This window comes from Chitinophaga deserti (assembly GCF_003149455.1).
In the GTDB taxonomy this organism is placed as follows: domain Bacteria; phylum Bacteroidota; class Bacteroidia; order Chitinophagales; family Chitinophagaceae; genus Chitinophaga; species Chitinophaga deserti.
The window spans coordinates 53,599-70,647 of the sequence record NZ_QFFK01000010.1 but is presented as its reverse complement, the minus strand read 5'-3'; the positions used below and the strand labels follow the sequence as shown (position 1 = coordinate 70,647).

The 17,049-nt window shown below is 51.8% G+C and carries 21 protein-coding genes; 6 read left to right on the top strand and 15 right to left on the bottom strand.

What is annotated here, in order from left to right:
* Positions 1–308 precede the first annotated feature (308 nt).
* Together DEV76_RS21290 and DEV76_RS21285 are read right to left on the bottom strand one after the other, a co-directional pair.
* Positions 309–1,004 carry an NUDIX hydrolase gene (locus DEV76_RS21290; RefSeq protein WP_109699966.1) on the bottom strand — a complete coding sequence of 232 codons (696 nt, stop codon included), beginning with the start codon at positions 1,002–1,004 and terminating at the stop codon, positions 309–311.
* 31 nt (positions 1,005–1,035) lie between these two features.
* A complete protein-coding gene (locus tag DEV76_RS21285; RefSeq protein WP_109699965.1) occupies positions 1,036–1,530 on the bottom strand; it encodes a DinB family protein in 495 nt (164 codons plus the stop codon).
* 78 nt (positions 1,531–1,608) lie between these two features.
* Between DEV76_RS21285 and DEV76_RS21280 the strand changes: the two genes are divergently transcribed.
* Both DEV76_RS21280 and DEV76_RS21275 read left to right on the top strand, forming a co-directional pair.
* Entirely contained in the window at positions 1,609–2,829 is a 1,221-nt protein-coding gene (locus tag DEV76_RS21280) for a trans-sulfuration enzyme family protein (RefSeq protein ID WP_109699964.1), read from the top strand.
* 14 nt (positions 2,830–2,843) lie between these two features.
* Positions 2,844–3,290, top strand: a complete 447-nt coding sequence (locus DEV76_RS21275) for a GNAT family N-acetyltransferase (protein ID WP_198652154.1) — start codon at positions 2,844–2,846, stop codon at positions 3,288–3,290.
* Positions 3,291–3,340: 50 nt separating this feature from the next.
* Here DEV76_RS21275 and DEV76_RS21270 read toward each other — a convergent pair whose 3' ends face one another.
* From DEV76_RS21270 to DEV76_RS21255, 4 genes are all read right to left on the bottom strand, one after another.
* Positions 3,341–3,745 carry a hypothetical protein gene (locus DEV76_RS21270; RefSeq protein WP_109699962.1) on the bottom strand — a complete coding sequence of 135 codons (405 nt, stop codon included), beginning with the start codon at positions 3,743–3,745 and terminating at the stop codon, positions 3,341–3,343.
* Positions 3,746–3,805: 60 nt separating this feature from the next.
* Entirely contained in the window at positions 3,806–4,708 is a 903-nt protein-coding gene (gene fabD / locus DEV76_RS21265; RefSeq protein WP_109699961.1) for an ACP S-malonyltransferase, read from the bottom strand.
* Between the two features lie 114 nt (positions 4,709–4,822).
* Positions 4,823–5,428 (bottom strand): GTP cyclohydrolase I FolE, encoded by a 606-nt coding sequence (folE, locus tag DEV76_RS21260; protein ID WP_109699960.1) that lies wholly within the window; start codon positions 5,426–5,428, stop codon positions 4,823–4,825.
* A gap of 20 nt (positions 5,429–5,448) precedes the next feature.
* Positions 5,449–5,862 (bottom strand): 6-pyruvoyl trahydropterin synthase family protein, encoded by a 414-nt coding sequence (locus tag DEV76_RS21255; protein ID WP_109699959.1) that lies wholly within the window; start codon positions 5,860–5,862, stop codon positions 5,449–5,451.
* A 61-nt stretch (positions 5,863–5,923) separates the two neighbouring features.
* Here DEV76_RS21255 and mqnB point away from each other — a divergent pair, with 61 nt between their 5' ends.
* Positions 5,924–6,580: a futalosine hydrolase gene (gene mqnB, locus DEV76_RS21250; protein WP_109699958.1), complete on the top strand. Its 657-nt coding sequence runs from the start codon at positions 5,924–5,926 to the stop codon at positions 6,578–6,580.
* An 11-nt stretch (positions 6,581–6,591) separates the two neighbouring features.
* Positions 6,592–7,389, top strand: a complete 798-nt coding sequence (locus DEV76_RS21245; protein WP_109699957.1) for a 1,4-dihydroxy-6-naphthoate synthase — start codon at positions 6,592–6,594, stop codon at positions 7,387–7,389.
* Between the two features lie 467 nt (positions 7,390–7,856).
* Here the strand turns inward: DEV76_RS21245 and DEV76_RS21240 are convergent, their stop codons facing one another.
* The 9 genes from DEV76_RS21240 to DEV76_RS21200 all read right to left on the bottom strand — a co-directional run bounded on the left by DEV76_RS21240 (position 7,857) and on the right by DEV76_RS21200 (position 15,325).
* Positions 7,857–9,155: a cryptochrome/photolyase family protein gene (locus DEV76_RS21240; RefSeq protein WP_109699956.1), complete on the bottom strand. Its 1,299-nt coding sequence runs from the start codon at positions 9,153–9,155 to the stop codon at positions 7,857–7,859.
* Between the two features lie 83 nt (positions 9,156–9,238).
* Entirely contained in the window at positions 9,239–10,069 is an 831-nt protein-coding gene (locus tag DEV76_RS21235) for an aminotransferase class IV (protein WP_109699955.1), read from the bottom strand.
* Between the two features lie 14 nt (positions 10,070–10,083).
* Positions 10,084–10,740 carry a 3-oxoacid CoA-transferase subunit B gene (locus DEV76_RS21230; protein ID WP_109700100.1) on the bottom strand — a complete coding sequence of 219 codons (657 nt, stop codon included), beginning with the start codon at positions 10,738–10,740 and terminating at the stop codon, positions 10,084–10,086.
* Positions 10,741–10,747: 7 nt separating this feature from the next.
* Complete coding sequence (locus DEV76_RS21225; protein WP_109700099.1) at positions 10,748–11,440, bottom strand: CoA transferase subunit A; 693 nt, start codon at positions 11,438–11,440, stop codon at positions 10,748–10,750.
* A 70-nt stretch (positions 11,441–11,510) separates the two neighbouring features.
* Positions 11,511–11,987, bottom strand: a complete 477-nt coding sequence (locus tag DEV76_RS21220; protein ID WP_109699954.1) for a DUF4296 domain-containing protein — start codon at positions 11,985–11,987, stop codon at positions 11,511–11,513.
* A 5-nt stretch (positions 11,988–11,992) separates the two neighbouring features.
* Entirely contained in the window at positions 11,993–12,907 is a 915-nt protein-coding gene (gene porD / locus DEV76_RS21215) for a type IX secretion system protein PorD (RefSeq protein WP_109699953.1), read from the bottom strand.
* Positions 12,900–14,105, bottom strand: coding sequence for a bifunctional phosphopantothenoylcysteine decarboxylase/phosphopantothenate--cysteine ligase CoaBC (gene coaBC / locus DEV76_RS21210; protein WP_109699952.1), 1,206 nt, complete (start codon positions 14,103–14,105; stop codon positions 12,900–12,902). Before coaBC ends, porD begins: the two co-directional genes overlap by 8 nt.
* A 76-nt stretch (positions 14,106–14,181) precedes the next feature.
* Entirely contained in the window at positions 14,182–14,523 is a 342-nt protein-coding gene (locus DEV76_RS21205) for a DNA-directed RNA polymerase subunit omega (protein WP_109699951.1), read from the bottom strand.
* Positions 14,492–15,325 (bottom strand): outer membrane protein assembly factor BamD, encoded by an 834-nt coding sequence (locus DEV76_RS21200; protein ID WP_109699950.1) that lies wholly within the window; start codon positions 15,323–15,325, stop codon positions 14,492–14,494. The genes DEV76_RS21205 and DEV76_RS21200 overlap by 32 nt, the downstream gene beginning before the upstream one ends.
* Positions 15,326–15,634: 309 nt before the next feature.
* Here DEV76_RS21200 and mraZ point away from each other — a divergent pair, with 309 nt between their 5' ends.
* Both mraZ and rsmH read left to right on the top strand, forming a co-directional pair.
* Positions 15,635–16,105: a division/cell wall cluster transcriptional repressor MraZ gene (gene mraZ, locus DEV76_RS21195; RefSeq protein WP_109699949.1), complete on the top strand. Its 471-nt coding sequence runs from the start codon at positions 15,635–15,637 to the stop codon at positions 16,103–16,105.
* Positions 16,106–16,116: 11 nt separating this feature from the next.
* Positions 16,117–17,025: a 16S rRNA (cytosine(1402)-N(4))-methyltransferase RsmH gene (rsmH, locus tag DEV76_RS21190; protein ID WP_109699948.1), complete on the top strand. Its 909-nt coding sequence runs from the start codon at positions 16,117–16,119 to the stop codon at positions 17,023–17,025.
* Positions 17,026–17,049 lie beyond the last annotated feature (24 nt).

The window sequence follows — 17,049 nt, the reverse complement described above, 5'->3', positions numbered from 1 at the left end:
TAATTGCTCATCGGGCCGGCGTTTTACCACGCGCAGATTCATTCCTTCCTCGCGCGATACCTCATGCCGTATGCCAAATCTGGCACAACAATACTTACGATACATAGGCCGCAGTTTTCATAGTTAGGTAAAATATGGTATTAAGTGGGCTGATTGCGGCAGATTATGGCGCATGTTTCATTTCATCATGTCCGGTATAACGGGGCGCATTAATGCAACGATCCATTTGGATAAACAAACACATTTTGCTTGGGTTTTGGAATAAGGATGATCAATCAGGATATATACAGCCTCTTCGGGCGCAAAAGCTAAATTTCAAATACAAGTCCGTGCCGGGTTAGTGCATCGTACTTCTGCCTGTCGAACCGGTACAGGTGCGCTCCCTTCTTGGAAGTGCTCTTGTCCTTCTCGTCCAGTTTTTCAAGGATATCCATCGCCAGGATCTTCTTCCTAAAGTTACGTTTATCTAACGGCTGCTGGTAAATTTCCTCATACAAATTTCTCAACTGGGGCAGAGAAAACTTTTCGGGCAGCAGCTCAAAACCGATTGGGTGGAAATGTGCCCTGTCGCGCAGCCGCTCAAGGGCATCACGCAGCATCACGTTATGATCAAAAATGAGTTCGGGTATCTGATGCAAACTCAGCCAGTGGGCGCCATGCTCCTGTGCCAGCAGCCTGTCGTGCTCGCTTACGCGGATGAGGGCATAATAGGCAATGGATATAACGCGGGCGCCGGTATCGCGGCCGGCGTCTCCATAACTCCGCAGCTGATCCATATAAATATCGCGGATGCCCGTGGTTTGCCGCAATACACGAATGGCGGCATCGTCGGTATGCTCACCTTCCTGCACAAATCCTCCTACGAGCGACCACGCCCCTTCCAGCGGATCTACTTTCCGTTGGATAATCAGCAGCTTCAGCTTGCCGTCTTCAAACCCGAAAATGATGCAATCCACCGCCACCAGATGTCGCGGCGCATTCGCATAAAACGATGCATGGCTCATAGTTCCGATTGTACCTGTAAAATACGGGGAATTATTTTTTCACCCGTGCATATTCGATGAAATCCGTGGAAGGTATTTTCGGAATGCCCTGCTGGCGCAACATCGTTACCAGCTGTCCGCGGTGAAAGGCAGAATGGGTAAATGCCATGAGCAGAATCTGCTCAACAGGCGTTTTACAGATCCCCAGCGCCGGGCTGTTATATTCCACAGTATGGGCCAGCTTAGCTGCAGAGGCCAGGGTTACAAAGGCCTCCAGCTCTTCGCTCTGCTTCACATACAACCTTGCCATCTCCCCCGCATCTCCCTGGAAAGCCACTGCTGCAGGAATCACCGGACTGGCCAGGTGCAGCCGCTGGTACCAGATGCTTTCTGCGTTCCAGACATGCAATACCGTAGCCCGGAGCGTCGGGAAGCTGCTGCCCATATCGCGGTCCAGCTGCTCATCGGTAAGCGTAGCCAGCAGCTTCATCAGCCTGCGGGTAGCCCAGGCGTTGTGTCCCGCCAATTGCAAGAGAAGTTCCTTCATTAAAATCTTATTTTTACAGCCTGACTGATTTACCTTAACAAGATAATCATAACCAAAAAATTATTCAAACTCCCGCATATGAATCCTTCTCCGCTCACAGGTTTTAGTTCGGTTTGCGTGCATGCAGGCCATGAGCAGGACCCGAGATACGCCCATCTGACGCCTATTTACGCCTCCTCCACCTATGTTTACGACTCTGCCGAACAAGGCATGCGCCGTTTCAGCGGGCAGGAAGACGGCTTTATTTATTCCCGCTGGGACTCTCCCAATTTCCGGGAAGCGGAAGGTAAAATTGCTGCCCTTGAAGCTTTTGGCCTCACCGGGCCGGACGGGGCACCGCTACAGCTCAAAGCCAAACTGCATTCCTCCGGTATGGGCGCCCTCTCCACGCTTTTCCTCGCCCACCTCAAATCGGGCGATAAGATACTCTCCCATTATTCCCTTTACGGCGGTACGGAAGAACTGTTCCGCAAGATCCTCCCGCCACTGGGGATCGAGGCTATCATTATCGACATGCGCGACATCAATGCCGTGGAAGACGTACTCCGCAAAGATGCCTCCATCCGCATGATGTACCTCGAAACGCCTGCCAACCCCACGCTCCGTTGTGTGGATCTGGAAGTGCTGATTGGCCTGGGGAAAGACCGTGGCCTTATCACTGCGGTAGATAACACCTTTGCCACTCCATACCTGCAGCAGCCATTTGCCTATGGCGCTGATTATGTATTTCATTCCACCACCAAGTTCCTCAACGGCCACGGCACCGCTATCGGCGGTGTGCTTATCGGGCGCGACGTGGAACTGATGAACGGCCCGGTAGAGAAAGTACACCGTTTACTGGGCGCCAACTCCAACCCCTTCGATGCATTCATGCTCACACAGGGCATTAAAACGCTGGAAGTACGGATGGAGCGCCATTGCCACAACGCCATGGAAGTAGCCGGCTACCTGGAAGGGCACCCTGCCATCGCCAGCGTTAACTATCTCGGCCTGGCCGATCACCCGGATTTCATGATCGCCTCCCGGCAGATGAAGCACCCCGGCGCCATGCTGAGCTTTGAGCTGAAAGGCGGGCTGGAATCGGGTAAGAAGTTCATCGACAAGCTCCGGATGTGCCTGCGCGCGGTGAGCCTGGGTACTACAGACACCCTCATCTGCCATCCCGCTTCCATGACACATTACAGCGTGCCGAAGGAACTGCGCGAAAAATATGATATCACAGACGGGCTCATCCGTATGAGCACCGGCCTCGAATCCGTGACCGACATTTTATCCGACCTCGATCAGGCCCTCGCCTAAACGAATACATACACATGATTACGATAAGAAGAGCAGAAAGAAAAGATTGCGCCCGCATGATGGAACTGGTGCGGGAACTGGCGTTATACGAAAAAGCCCCCGAGCAGGTAACCGTTTCGCAGGAGCATTTCGAAGAATGCGGCTTCGGCCCTAACCCTGTATGGTGGGCCTTTGTGGCAGAAGCTGCTGGCGTGATCGCCGGGATGGCATTGTATTACATCCGGTACTCTACCTGGAAAGGCATGCGCATGTACCTGGAGGATATTGTGGTGACAGACAGTCACCGTGGACAGGGAATCGGCAAATTACTGTTCGATCAGTTACTGGTGGAAGCCCGCGAAAAGAAGTTCAGCGGCATGATGTGGCAGGTGCTGGATTGGAACGAGCCTGCTATCAATTTCTACAAAAAGTACGGCGCCAGCTTCGACCCGGAATGGTTGAATGCGAGCATCGACCTGTAAATAAAAAAGCGTCCCGATACAACCGGGACGCTTTTTTTTATGTGGTCATCTTATTGCCGGATAAACACCAGCTTATCAGGCAACCGTGTTCCATTTTCCGGGAAAAACCGGCCAATGGTGAATGATTTTTGATCGGGCGACATAACGAAGTAAAACTTCCTGTCGTTATTGCGGAACAGGATACTGTCTTTTTCCAGCTGGAAAAAATACAATCCTGAAGCATTGGGGTAACTGGATTCCGGCGGAAGCTTCCGGGCCTGAAAAAAGAAGCTGTTGGCAGCAGTATTAACACTGCCGGGAGCGCCTGAGCCTGCAGGATTGGGAATACGGCCATAGAAAATAATCGTTTCCTTTTTCTCCCCGCTTTCTAGCCAGCGCACTTCTTCATCCGACTTTTTGGAGCAGCCAGCTACCGCTGCAACAGCGATGAGGCCTAACACGACGCGTTTCCGCATAGGGACATGTTTTAAATCTCCTGTGAAACGCGCATGCCGCCGGAATAGTTACAATCCGGATTAATTAGCGGCAACCAGAGAATCGCTTACGCCATCGGTAACGGCGGTCTTATCGATCTTGGCGATGAGGCCCTGTAATACTTTACCGGGACCCACCTCTGTGAAGCGGGTTGCACCATCTGCCACCATGGCCTGTACACACTGCGTCCATTTAACGGCGCCGGTGAGCTGGGTGATCAGGTTTTGCTTGATAGCCGAAGGGTCGGTTACGGCTTTAGCTACAACGTTCTGATAAACAGGGCATGCGGGGTTATTGAAAGCGGTAGCTTCAATGGCAGCCTGCAGCTCTTCCTGTGCGGGAGCCATCAGCGGTGAGTGGAAAGCCCCTCCTACCGCGAGCTCCATAACGCGCTTGGCGCCAGCAGCTTTCAGTAGTTCCATGGCACGGGCAATACCGGTTTTAGTACCGGATATCACGAGCTGGCCCGGACAGTTATAATTCGCAGGCACCACAGTATCGTCGGTGATAGTGGCGCAGATTTCTTCTACTTTGGCATCGTCGAGGCCCAATACCACAGCCATGGTAGATGGCGTGATCTCACAGGCTTTCTGCATGGCATTTGCACGGATAGACACCAGTTTGAGTGCATCGGCAAAGCCGAGGGCGCCGTTGGCAACGAGGGCAGAAAATTCGCCGAGGGAGTGGCCGGCCGTCATATCAGGACGGGCGTTTTCCAGGCAGAGGAACCCGATCACCGAGTGCAGGAACACTGCGGGCTGGGTTACTTTCGTTTGTTTGAGATCGGCTTCGGAGCCTTCAAACATCACATCGGAGATCCTGAAACCGAGCAATTCGTTTGCTTGCTCGAAAAGATCGCGGGCTTTGGTGCTTTGCTCGTAGAAAGCTTTGCCCATACCGGTAAATTGTGCTCCCTGACCGGGAAAAACGTATGCGTGCTTCATTGATATGATTAATTATCAGATGGCAAATATATATAAAAAATTATGGTTTAATCCAGCTTCCAGAGTCGCCGGGTTAAACCATAGGAAAATACAATCAATAAGTTAGGTGCTTTTTTACCGGCGCCCCATCAGGTCGGAGCTGATGAGTTTCATGAATTCGGCACGGGTGGTACCGTCTTCGAACTGGCCGCTGAAAGCAGAAGTAGTGGTTACAGAGTTCTGTTTCTGCACACCGCGCATCATCATACAGAGGTGCTGCGCTTCGATCACCACGGCTACGCCCTGGGGCTGCAGCGTATCCTGGATGGCATCCAGGATCTGATGAGTAAGGCGCTCCTGTACCTGGAGGCGGCGGGAGAAGATATCAACCACACGGGCGATCTTGCTCAGGCCGGTTATGAAACCATTGGGTATATAAGCCACATGTGCTTTCCCGAAGAAGGGAAGCATATGATGCTCGCACATGGAATACAGTTCGATGTCTTTCACGATCACCATTTCGCTGTACGATTCAGTGAATTTGGCGCCGTTCAGCACTTCCCTCGCATCGAGCTGATAACCCTGTGTGAGGAACTGCATGGCTTTGGCCATTCTCTCCGGCGTTTTCATCAACCCTTCCCGGTCGGGGTTTTCACCCAGCAGGGAAATACTGTTGCGGTAATGCTCCATCAATCCTTCCGTCACCTTCTCATCATACAATTCTTCCTTCTTGTAAGCCATGGCTGCTGTTTTTTATCAGTTTATTTACCGCCGTAGTATTCCACGTAAATCTTGGAAGTTTCGTGCAGCTTGATGCAATGGAGCTGAACGGTATCCGGCAGGTGCTTTTCGAGTTGTTCCCAGATGGCGATGGCCACATTTTCTGCGGAAGTGAATTTGTCTTTCATAAAATCCACGTCCATGTTCAGGTTCTTATGGTCCAGCTTTTCCACCACCACATCATTGATCAGGACACCTAACGTTTTGGCGTTGAATACAAAACCGGTTTCCGGATCGGGCACGCCTTTCACGGTAACGTGCAGCTCATAGTTATGCCCATGCCAGTTATCGTTCGCGCATTTGCCGAACACTTCATAGTTCTGTTCTTTACCCCACTGCGGATTGTACAACTTGTGCGCTGCATTAAAATGCTCTACGCGCGTCAGATAGATCATTAGTTTGTTGATAAATTTCTGCAAAGTTAAAGCAATTCGACGATAACCTTACCTTTATGGGATGAAACTGATCGTTGCCGCCGCTACGGAGGCAGAAATCCAGCCTTTGGCAACCTGGCTGAAGGAAACCGGCAGAAAAGATGTGGAAATACTTATCACGGGCATCGGCCTTTTCAGCACCGCATATGCCCTGGGGAAGCGGCTTTCCGCAGAAAAACCCGCCCTCATCATCCAGGCAGGCATCGCGGGCACCTTCCGGCACCACCTCCCCCTTGGCACCGCCGCCCTCGTGGATAAAGAATATTTCGCAGACCTCGGTGCGGAAGACAATGGTGTTTTCCGCGACCTCTTCCATATCGGCCTCTGGAAACATGATCAGCATCCTTTTACACATGACTATTTATTGAATCCTTTTGACAGGGTACCTGACCAGCTGGCCGGCCTCCCCCGGATGACCGGCGTATCCGTCAACACCGTCAGCGGTGAAGCCGCCACCATCGCCCGGCTGGAACAGCAATACCAGCCCGGCCTCGAAAGCATGGAAGGAGCGGCATTTCACTACGCCTGCCTGCTGGAAAACGTCCCTTTCCTGCAGTTGCGCACCGTTTCCAATTACGTGGAGCAGCGCGATAAAAGCAAATGGGACATCCCCTTAGCCGTAAGGCAGATGAACGAACTGCTGCGGAAAACGGTGGAGGATTGGAATAACGAACGATAAATGAACGATATATGCAACTGAGCTTAGGATTTTCGCCCTGCCCGAACGATACCTTTATCTTCGACGCACTGGTGAATGGAAAGATAGACACAGCAGGCTTTAACTTCGATACCCGGCTGGAAGATGTGGAAACCCTCAATAAATGGGCCCTCGAGGGTAAACTGGACATTACCAAGCTGAGCTTTGCCGCCGGGCTCCGCGTGGCAGACAAATACCGCCTGCTCAACAGCGGCAGCGCCCTCGGCCGGGGATGCGGCCCCCTCCTCATTGCCCGCGAACCTCTCTCCCCCGAACAGATATCGTCCCTTAAAATTGCCATACCCGGAGAAAATACGACAGCTAACCTGTTGTTTTCCATTGCTTACCCCGATGCGAAGCACAAGGAAATCATGGTATTCTCCGATATAGAACAGGCCGTCATCTCCGGAAAAGCGGATGCCGGTGTCATCATTCACGAAAACCGCTTCACCTACCAGCAGAAAGGCCTCGTGAAAATCACGGACCTGGGCGCCTTCTGGGAAGAAAAAACCGGGCACCCCATCCCCCTCGGCGGCATCTTCATCCGGAAAGACATTCCCGAAGAAACGGCTCAAAAAATAGACGCCCTCATTTCCCAAAGCCTCCAAACTGCCTTCGCCGCCTACCCCACCCTGCCCCCTTACGTAAAAGACCACGCCCAGGAAATGGACGAATCAGTCATGCGCCAGCATATAGAGCTGTATGTCAACGATTTCAGTCTTGATCTGGGAGAAAAAGGGCATAAGGCAATAGCAGTGCTGAAGCAGATGGCGGGCATGGTTACTACATAGTTGCTTCACAGTTACTCCATGGTTACTCCGTAGTTACTTCAGGGTTACTTCACAGTTACTCCACAGATAGTGCACGGTTAATGTACCTTTTCGGCACCTGCAAAGTAAAAAACGTACTCAAACCCGCTACTGTGGCGGGGCCCTAAAAATCCGGCAGGGAAACTGGTACACTCCTCACAAAATAACGGCAAAAACCGGTACCGGTTGGCATTAAACAGGCCCGTGATGAAACATCCGGGTCTGAAAGCAACTGATATTCAACAAGATCTGCTGAAATCGCTGCAATAACAATTATGTTAAGTAAATATTAGTCTGCAGATACAGTATCCTTACTATAATGGTACTGTAATGTATATAAATCACAGCTTTTCCGCTACAGTACCGGGTTTACCCCGGTTTTATATACTGTTGATATACAGTAACCCTTCTTTTAACCTGCTTTAACCCACCAGTAAAGGAGCCTTTATTTATGGCTTCAGGGCCTTTCCATAGGTTTCCAGGGCCCTTTTCCGGGCCATTTCATGGTTTACAATGGGGGAAACATAAGTGAGTGTATCAAATTCAGGTACCCATTTGCGGATGTATTTACCATCCTTATCGAACTTCTGTGCCTGTAATGTGGGGTTAAAGACCCGGAAGTAAGGAGCTGCATCGCAGCCGGAGCCAGCCGCCCATTGCCAGCCGCCGTTATTGGCAGCAAGGTCGTAATCCAGCAGCTTCTTTGCGAAATAGGCCTCTCCCCATCGCCAGTCGATCAACAGATGCTTTGTTAAAAAGCTGGCTACCACCATGCGCACCCTGTTGTGCATATAGCCTGTTTCATTCAGTTCGCGCATACCGGCATCCACAATAGGATAACCTGTTTGTCCTTCGCACCAGGCCTTAAACTCCCGCTCGTTGTTGCGCCACACGATGTTGTCGTATTCTTTTTTGAAGGACGCATGTACCACGTCAGGGAAATGCCAGAGGATCATCTGGTAAAACTCCCGCCAGATCAATTCTTTCAGGAATGTTTCGTTCAGTTTTAATGCCCTTCGCGCCACTTCGCGGATGCTTACCGTGCCAAACCGGAGGTGTACTCCCAGGCGGCTGGTACCGTCGATGGCGGGATAATCGCGGGTGGTATCGTAATGCTTCAAAAGTGCATCTTCCGGGTTGGAGGAAGGGAATCCCCGTACGGCAGGTTCAAAACCTATTTCACTGAGTGCAGGCAAAGGAATCGCCGGCTGCCTGTGCAGGTGTACGAAATACTTTTCCGTGGGATATGGTTTGAAGTAAAAAGGCTCCAGCGCTGCGCGCCACTTTCTGCTATATGGGGTGAACACAGTGTAAGGGGAACCGTTATCTTTCACCACTTCCTCCTTTTCGAAAATCACCTGGTCTTTCCATGATCTGAACACGATGCCCTGCTGTTGCAGCTGTGCAGCAATGGCACTGTCGCGCTGCCGGGCATAGGGTTCGTAGTCGTGATTGGTAAACACACCGGCCACGTCATACTTCTCCGTGAAATGACGGAATGCTGCCGCAGGGGTACCGTAATACACATCCAGCGCGCTTCCCAGCTTCTCCAGCTGCGCCTGCATCTGCAACAGAGCATCGTGGATGAATTGCAAACGCCGGTCTTCCCGGTTGTCGAGATCATCGAGGATACCGGTATCGAACACGAATACCGGAACAACGGGGAATCCGCTGCGGAGGGCGTGGTATAATGCCGCCTGATCGTGCAGGCGGAGGTCCCGTCGGAACCAACAGAGTACTACTTTCATGTGCAGGGTTTAATGCCCGGCTGTGCGGTTAACGGCGGAAAAATCTATTTCAGATGGAACGGGAGGCCGAAGATACTGTTATCCTACAACATAGATTCAAACAGCAGATCGTGCAGGATGGCAGATGTGGCATTGCCATAACTGGCATCCCTGAAAGCGCCTACCCACCGGATGCCGTAAATGGCATTGGTAAGAAAAATTTCGTCGGCATACTGAAGATCGCGGACGGAAAGCGGCTGCTCGGTTATTTTAAAAGGGAAGTCGGTGGTCAGTAAATGCTTGCGCATAACGCCGCACACACACCCTTCGGTGAGCGGGGGCGTAAACACCTCACCATCTTTCACGATAAACACATTGGCAACGGTTGTATCTGCCACACGGCCGTATTGATTGAGCAGGATGGCTTCTGCCACCTGGTGCTGCCGGGCAAACATGGCTGCCAGCACGTAAGGCAAACAGTTGTTGGATTTTACGTTGCTGAGCTTATCGCCCGTTTTAACGGCATCGGGGAATACCTGCAGTGAAAGGCCGGAACTGTTCAGTTCAAAAATATGCTCCGGCAGCTCCCACGACTGGATGAGGAAATGCGGTGTATGGTCTACCGGATCATACAAACCCGTACCGGCACGCCATACGGTGAGGCGCACGCGGGCAAGGTCGCTCACGCCATTGGTACGGCAGAGTTGTGTAATGAGCCCGGTGAAATATTCTTTCGTGAAATGAGGGGGAATGTGAAAATGCAGGATATGCATGCTTGCAATCAGGCGTTCGAAATGAAGGTCTGCCAACAGGAGTTGCCCCTGGTATACCTTCATGGTTTCAAAACATCCGTCGCCATACCTGAAACTGCGGTTATCTACGGTCAGTAACGGTTTGTCGCTTGCTATGAATCTTCCGTTATAACACAATTGCATACTGTAAGTTACGATTATAAAACCATTTCGGGAACATCCCCGGGTATCAACAGCCTGCCGGCGGTTTTGGCTTTAATCTCCTCTACACTTACGCCAGGGGCGCGTTCCAGCAGTACGAACCCATCCGGGGTTACGTCCAGTACGGCTATTTCCGTCACTATTTTACGGACACAGTTTACGCCTGTCAGCGGCAGGGTACATTGTGGTAATAATTTGCTTTCCCCTTTGGGATTGGTGTGCATCATGGCCACTATGATGTTCTTGGCGGAGGCTACGAGGTCCATGGCGCCGCCCATGCCTTTTACCATTTTACCGGGTATTTTCCAGTTGGCAATATCCCCCCTGTCCGACACTTCCATGGCGCCCAGCACCGTGAGGTCTACCTTACCTGCGCGGATCATGCCGAAGCTTTCGGCGGAGTCGAAAAAGGCGCCGCCGGGTAATACGGTAACGGTTTCTTTACCGGCGTTGATGAGATCGGCGTCGATGTCTTCTTCCGTTGGGTAAGGCCCCATGCCCAGCATACCGTTTTCCGACTGCAGCATAATGGAGATACCCGCAGGTACAAAGTTCGATACCAGCGTGGGGATGCCGATACCCAGGTTCACATACATCCCATCGCGCAATTCCTGCGCAATGCGTTTGGCAATGCCATATTTATCGAGAGCCATAGGAGTGTTAGATTTTGACAGTTTTCCTTTCGATGCGTTTTTCATAACCGCTGCCCTGGAAGATGCGGTGTACATAAATACCGGGCACATGAATCTCGTCGGGGTCCAGCTGGCCGGGTTCTACGAGCTCTTCCACTTCGGCGATGGTTACATTTCCGGCCCTTGCCATGGAGGTGCTGAAGTTGCGGGTGGTTTTGCGGAATACGAGGTTGCCCATCTTATCGCCTTTCCAGGCTTTTACGATGGAGAAATCGGCATGCAGCGCCATTTCCATAAGGTAATCCTTATCTCCGAAACGCCGTGTCTCCTTCCCTTCCGCGATCTCGGTACCGAAGCCGGCGGGAGTAAAAAATGCAGGGATGCCCATGCCTGCCATGGCGATTCTTGTGGCAAGGGTGCCTTGCGGAATGAGATCCACTTCCAGCTCGCCAGACAGCAGTTGCCGTTCAAACTCCGCGTTTTCACCCACGTAGCTCGACATCATCTTTTTAATCTGTCTTGTTTTCAGGAGCAGGCCTAAACCAAATTCATCGACACCTGCGTTGTTGGAAATACAGGTAAGGTTATTGATGCCCTTCCTTACGAGGGCTGCGATACAATTCTCGGGAATGCCGCACAGGCCAAACCCTCCGAGCATGAGGGATGCGCCGCTGGGGATGTCGGCGATGGCTTCATCGGCATTAGCAACAGTCTTTTTCATATTCTCAGTTTTGATTTGTAACCGTAAGATGGAACGCATCTGCGCGTTTCATGTTTTGGTGTGTATAACGTCAGAATATATTCAGCTTCAGGCTGTCGGGACTGGGCCAGAACAGCGAGTCCATCCGGTTTCGGCCTTTGGCACGTAACTCCCGGTCGGTGCGCGCCCTTTCTATGGAATCCAGCACTTCGCGCTGGCGCCGCACGATATTGCCCATCTCTTTATAAATCATTTCCAACCTGTCGGGGTTGGCTTCATAAAATTTATAACTCCGGGTGAATGTTTCACGGTCTACCTTATGCAGCAGTAAAACCTGGGCGTACATTGTTTTGGTAGAGGAATCGCGCATTGCTTCGGTGATTTCGCCGACGGGGCGGCCATCTACCAACTGCTCGCGGGCATATACGTCGGCATAATTCATATCCAGCAAAATATCCCGCATCTGTTCTTTACTCAGTACATCACCGGGCGTACGGTCTGCATTTCCGCAAGCTGCCATGGAGGCCGCAACAATAAGGGCGTACGCTGTCTTTCTCAAATTCGTCATGTATATTACTTCATTTGCTGGTACTTGTTGGCATTCGGCACATCCAGTACCGACAACATCTGAATAGCCCTCATTTTTTCCTGTGGCGGTGCTTTGGCGAACAGCTTCATCAGCTCTTCGTTTTTGGCATTGAAAAATGATTGCACCACCATGGAATTAGGCAGCTCTTCGTGCATGCCCATGAGCATATTCAGGCAGTTCATAATGGCAGCGCGGCCTTTATTCACATCTTCATACATCTGATCGAGGCCGAGGCGGTGATAGGTGTACATAACGTCGTGAAAGCGGGCAAACTTCACGTTCAGCAGGTTGTCCTGCAGCCAGTAACGGTTACGGTTACCTTCGAACGCTTTCCAGCCGGAAATGTCTTTTCCGTCGGGCGCATTATTCACAATATTAAGGGCTTTTTTATAAAAATTATCGCCGCCGCGGGGAGAAAAAGAATCGTAATCGAGGCCGAGGATAATGTTGCAGTAATAAGCGATCACCGCGGTGAGATTGGATGCCAGCGGATCGTTTCCGGAGATGCGTTGCTCGTTGAACTCCATGGGCTGGAATTCTACATAACGGAACACGAGGTTATTGTCCTGCGTATTGAAGATGCTGGAAGTGTAGCTGGTATTAAACACCGGGCGGGCGGCCTGTACGGTAAGACTGGCCCTGTAGGTATTGTTCCCCACATCCTGCGTAACGTTAATGAGGAAGTTGCATTCAATGCGTTCTGAGGGAGTAAAGGCATCATCCGTCCAGCGCCGGCCGTTAATGAACTCGTTCAGTGCGGTTTGCAGGGTGGTGAAGATGCGCTTTTCCACGCTTGTGCCCAGCTGGGCTGCCTGTACGGAAACATTGGCCCTGAATTCCTGGGCGGAGGCAAGGGATGCCATCAAACAGAGGCAGAAAGTAAGAAGGTGTTTACCCATGTTGCATGTCGATTATAGCCGAAACGATTTCCCGCGCCGCGTCGTGCTTGGATTGCAGGGGAAGCTGGCGCTCCTGCCCGTCGGCATGGAGGAGGGTGATTTTATTGGTATCGTAGTTGAAACCGGCGCCGGGGTCGTTCAGGGAATTGAGGACCACCATATCGAGGCGCTTCTCGTTCAGTTTTTTGAGGGCGTATTCGCGTTCGTTATTGGTTTCGAGAGAAAAACCGACCAGGATCTGATGCTCCTTTTTGGAGGCGCCGAGGGTGCGGGCAATATCTGCCGTTTTCTCCAGGGCGATGCTCATCTCATCGTCTTTCTTCTTGATTTTCTTATCGGCCACGGTGCTGGGGCGGTAATCGGCCACGGCAGCTGCCATAACAATGATATCGGCCTGCGGGGCAAAGCCGGTGCAGGCATCAAACATCTGGGCGGCGGTGACCACTTTTTCTGTGGTAACGCCGGCGTGATGGGTTTCTTTTGAAGTGGGGCCCAGTACAAGGCGGACGGTAGCACCTGCTTCTGCGAGTGCTTCCGCGATGGCGATGCCCATTTTACCGCTGGAGTGGTTGCTGATGAAGCGCACGGGATCGATGGGCTCCTGGGTGGGACCGGCGGATACCAGGGCGGTTTTGCCTTTGAGGGGCTGCCCGTCTGTCCGGCCGGAAAAGAAGGTGTAGAGGTAAGAAACGATGGCTTCCGGTTCTGCCATGCGCCCTTCACCGAACAATCCGCTGGCCAGTTCTCCCCGGTGAACGGGCAGCTGGCGGTGACCGTAATTCAGGAGGCGGGCCACATTCGCCTTTGTGGCGGGGTGAAGCCACATGTCTTCATCCATTGCCGGGGCAAAAAGGACCGGGCAGGTGGCGGAAAGGTATACGGCTAGGAGGAGGTTGTCACAGATCCCGTTGGCCATTTTGGCGATGGTGTTGGCGGAGGCGGGGGCGATGAGCATAACGTCGGCCCACCGGCCGAGCATTACGTGGTTGCTCCAGCTGCCATCCTGGGAGATGTGGACGCCTACTTCCTGTTTGGAGAGGGTGGCGAGTGTGAGGGGGGTGATGAAATCGCAGGCGGAGGGGGTCATGAGCACCTTTACCTGGGCGCCTTCTTTCACGAGGAGGCGCACGAGCAGGGCGGCCTTGTAGGCGGCGATGCTGCCGGATACGCCCAGGAGGATTTTCTTACCTTGTAACATCTGACAAAATAAAAGCGGCAGAACAACGATATTCTGCCGCTATGAAATTAGTATTTTTCACAAAAAGATGAACTGATCAGCTGTACAGATCGTCATCATTTTTGCGGAAATAGATCTTATTGTCCAGGAACTCCTGTGTTGCCTGAATGGGAGAGTTCGCCATTCTTTCGTAGAAACGGGAGATTTCGATCTGCTCCTTGTTCTCATGCACTTCTTCCAGGTTATCCGTGTGGGAGGCAAACTCTTCCAGTTTGGAGTGGAGTTCTTCCTTCACGGTAATGTTGATCTGGTTTGCCCTTTTGGCAATAATGGCAATGGATTCGTACAGGTTACCGGTTCTGTTCTTGATATCCGTCGTGTTTTTGGTCTCAACCCAGGGGTTCAGGCTACTGGACAGACTCCGTTTTATTTTGCTCATTTTCCAGCGTTTTAATGTTATTTTTTGCTAAGGTAAAGTATTTTTCGGCATCCCCGCGCAATTTACTGGAGGGGTAGCGGTCATTGAACTCAAGGTATTCGTTTACAACGGTTTCGTAACGCTCCTTCTGGCGGTAGTGAACGCTGTTTTTGGCATACTGATAATACGCCTTGATAGCCATGAACTTGTAGCTGTCGCTTTTCTCCGAGTCGGGATAGGCGCGCATGAGGCTTTTGAAGGCAACCCCGGAGGCTTTAAAGTGGCCGAGGTTGAAGTAAAGCTCGGCGGCGTTATAGTCCTTTTGTTCGAGTTTCCGGCGGAGCAGGTCAATTACGACGGATGCTTCGGTGGATTTGTCGGACTGGGGGTATGTGTTGATGAAGGTCTGCATGGCAGCAATAGCCTTCATGGTGTTGGTCTGGTCGAGGGGTACCTTGGGGGAGAGTTTATAATAGCAGTAAGCCTGCTGATAGTCGATCTCCATGGCGCGGGGGCTGCTGGGCAGTGCGTCGAGGTAGTTTTTGAAGTGGAAGGCTGCCTGTGTGTAATCTTTCAGGTAGAAAGAGCAGTAGGCGTACTTATAATAAAGAGGTTCAAACTTGTCAGTTCCTTTAAATACGGGGATCATTTCCTCGTATAAGGTCTGTGCCATCTGGTACTTCTTCTTTTCGTACATTTTATCGGCATACGCCAGTTTCTTCTCCAGGTCATTGCTTTTTTCAATGCGCCTGAGTTCCCGGTTGCAGGACACTGTAAAGAGCGTAAGGGCCACAAGGCCAGTATATAAGAGAATTTTCTTCATAAAAAAGAGTCGCGAAGGTACGAATTAAAAGCAAAATCCTGTAAGGGCATAAGGAAGGGCCGTTAAAATTTTGCAAAAATGGCAATTTCAGTGCCCTGTAGGTTTTTCAACACTCTCAACACCGTTATAAACAAGTTTTCCACAACCCCTCTCTCCTTATCCACATCCCACTTATTCCCCCATAGCTGAAACCCGCCATTGCAGGCACAATACTCGTGTGGAAAAAATATACAATGCATTTTTTCGGTTAAAAGTGGGAAAAAGTGTTATTTTGTGTTAGGAAATGGAAATTAGGTTCCAAACCGAAGTATGACGGGCTTTTTAGGTGAATATGAATCAACGCTGGACGCAAAAGGGCGTTTTCTGCTCCCTGCCGGGTTTAAACGGCAGCTGCCGGAAGACGCTGGGGCCCAGTTTGTGCTGAACCGTGGCTTCGAGAAGTGCCTTACCCTGTATCCGATGAGTGAATGGAATCCTATCCAGGAAAAAATTGCCAAGTTGAACGATTTTGATCCGAAAGTTAGGGAATTCCGCCGCTATTTTCTGAACGGGGCAACCATTGTGGAATTGGACAGTGCAGGCCGTCTCAACATCCCGAAGAACCTGCTGGCGCATGCCGGGCTCGATAAAGACATCGTGCTCGCGGCTGCCAACAACAAGATCGAGATCTGGGATAAAGCCAAATACCAGGAGTTCTTTGATAATTTTTCACCGGAAGCCTTCAGCAACCTGGCCCAGCAGGTCATGTCGCCAGACGGGGGCAATATCCCCGGACTGTAAACACGGCAAGCATGGAAGCAGGTTCCTATCATCAGCCCGTCCTTCTCCAGGAAGTGATCGCGCACATGGATATCCGGCCCGACGGACTTTATATCGACGCTACCTTCGGGGGCGGCGGTCATTCCCGGGCTATCCTTTCGCAGCTCGGGCCTCAGGGCAGGCTGATCGTGTTCGACCAGGACGAGGATGCATACCGCAACCGTATCCCGGACGAGCGTGTCACTTTCGTCCGCGAGAATTTCCGGCACCTGGAGCGCTTCTGCAAGCTGCATAAAGCACTGGGGGCCGACGGGATGCTCGCCGACCTGGGGGTTTCCAGCCACCAGTTCGATACGGCGGAACGCGGGTTCTCCACCAGGTTCGATGCCCCGCTGGACATGCGGATGGACAACCGGTCGAAGCTCACCGCCGCGGATGTGCTCATGACTTATTCTGAGCAACGCCTCTTACAGCTGTTTCAGGACTTTGGTGAAGTGACCAATTCCCGCACCCTGGCCAAAACCATCGTGCAATTGCGCAAGGCTCACCCCCTGCGCACCATCGCAGAATTCAAATCACTCATCCAGCCCATCGTAAAAGGCAACCCCGCCAAATATCTCGCACAGGTCTTCCAGGCACTGCGGATAGAGGTAAACGACGAGCTGGGTGCGCTGAAAGATCTGCTGAACCAATCCACCGCCGTACTTAAACCCGGCGGCCGGCTCTCGGTCATTACATTTCATTCTCTGGAAGACCGGCTGGTGAAGAACTTTATGAAAACAGGCAGTTTCGAGACTGTGGACGAAAATCCATATTCCTTTGAAGCCCCGCCCAAAGTGTTCCGCCTCATTACGAAAAAGCCGGTCACGGCCGCAGATGCGGAACTGAAAGAAAACCCCAGAAGCCGGAGCGCTAAACTGAGGGTAGCAGAAAAGATCTGAGCCGTTACTTCCATCCTATTCCCT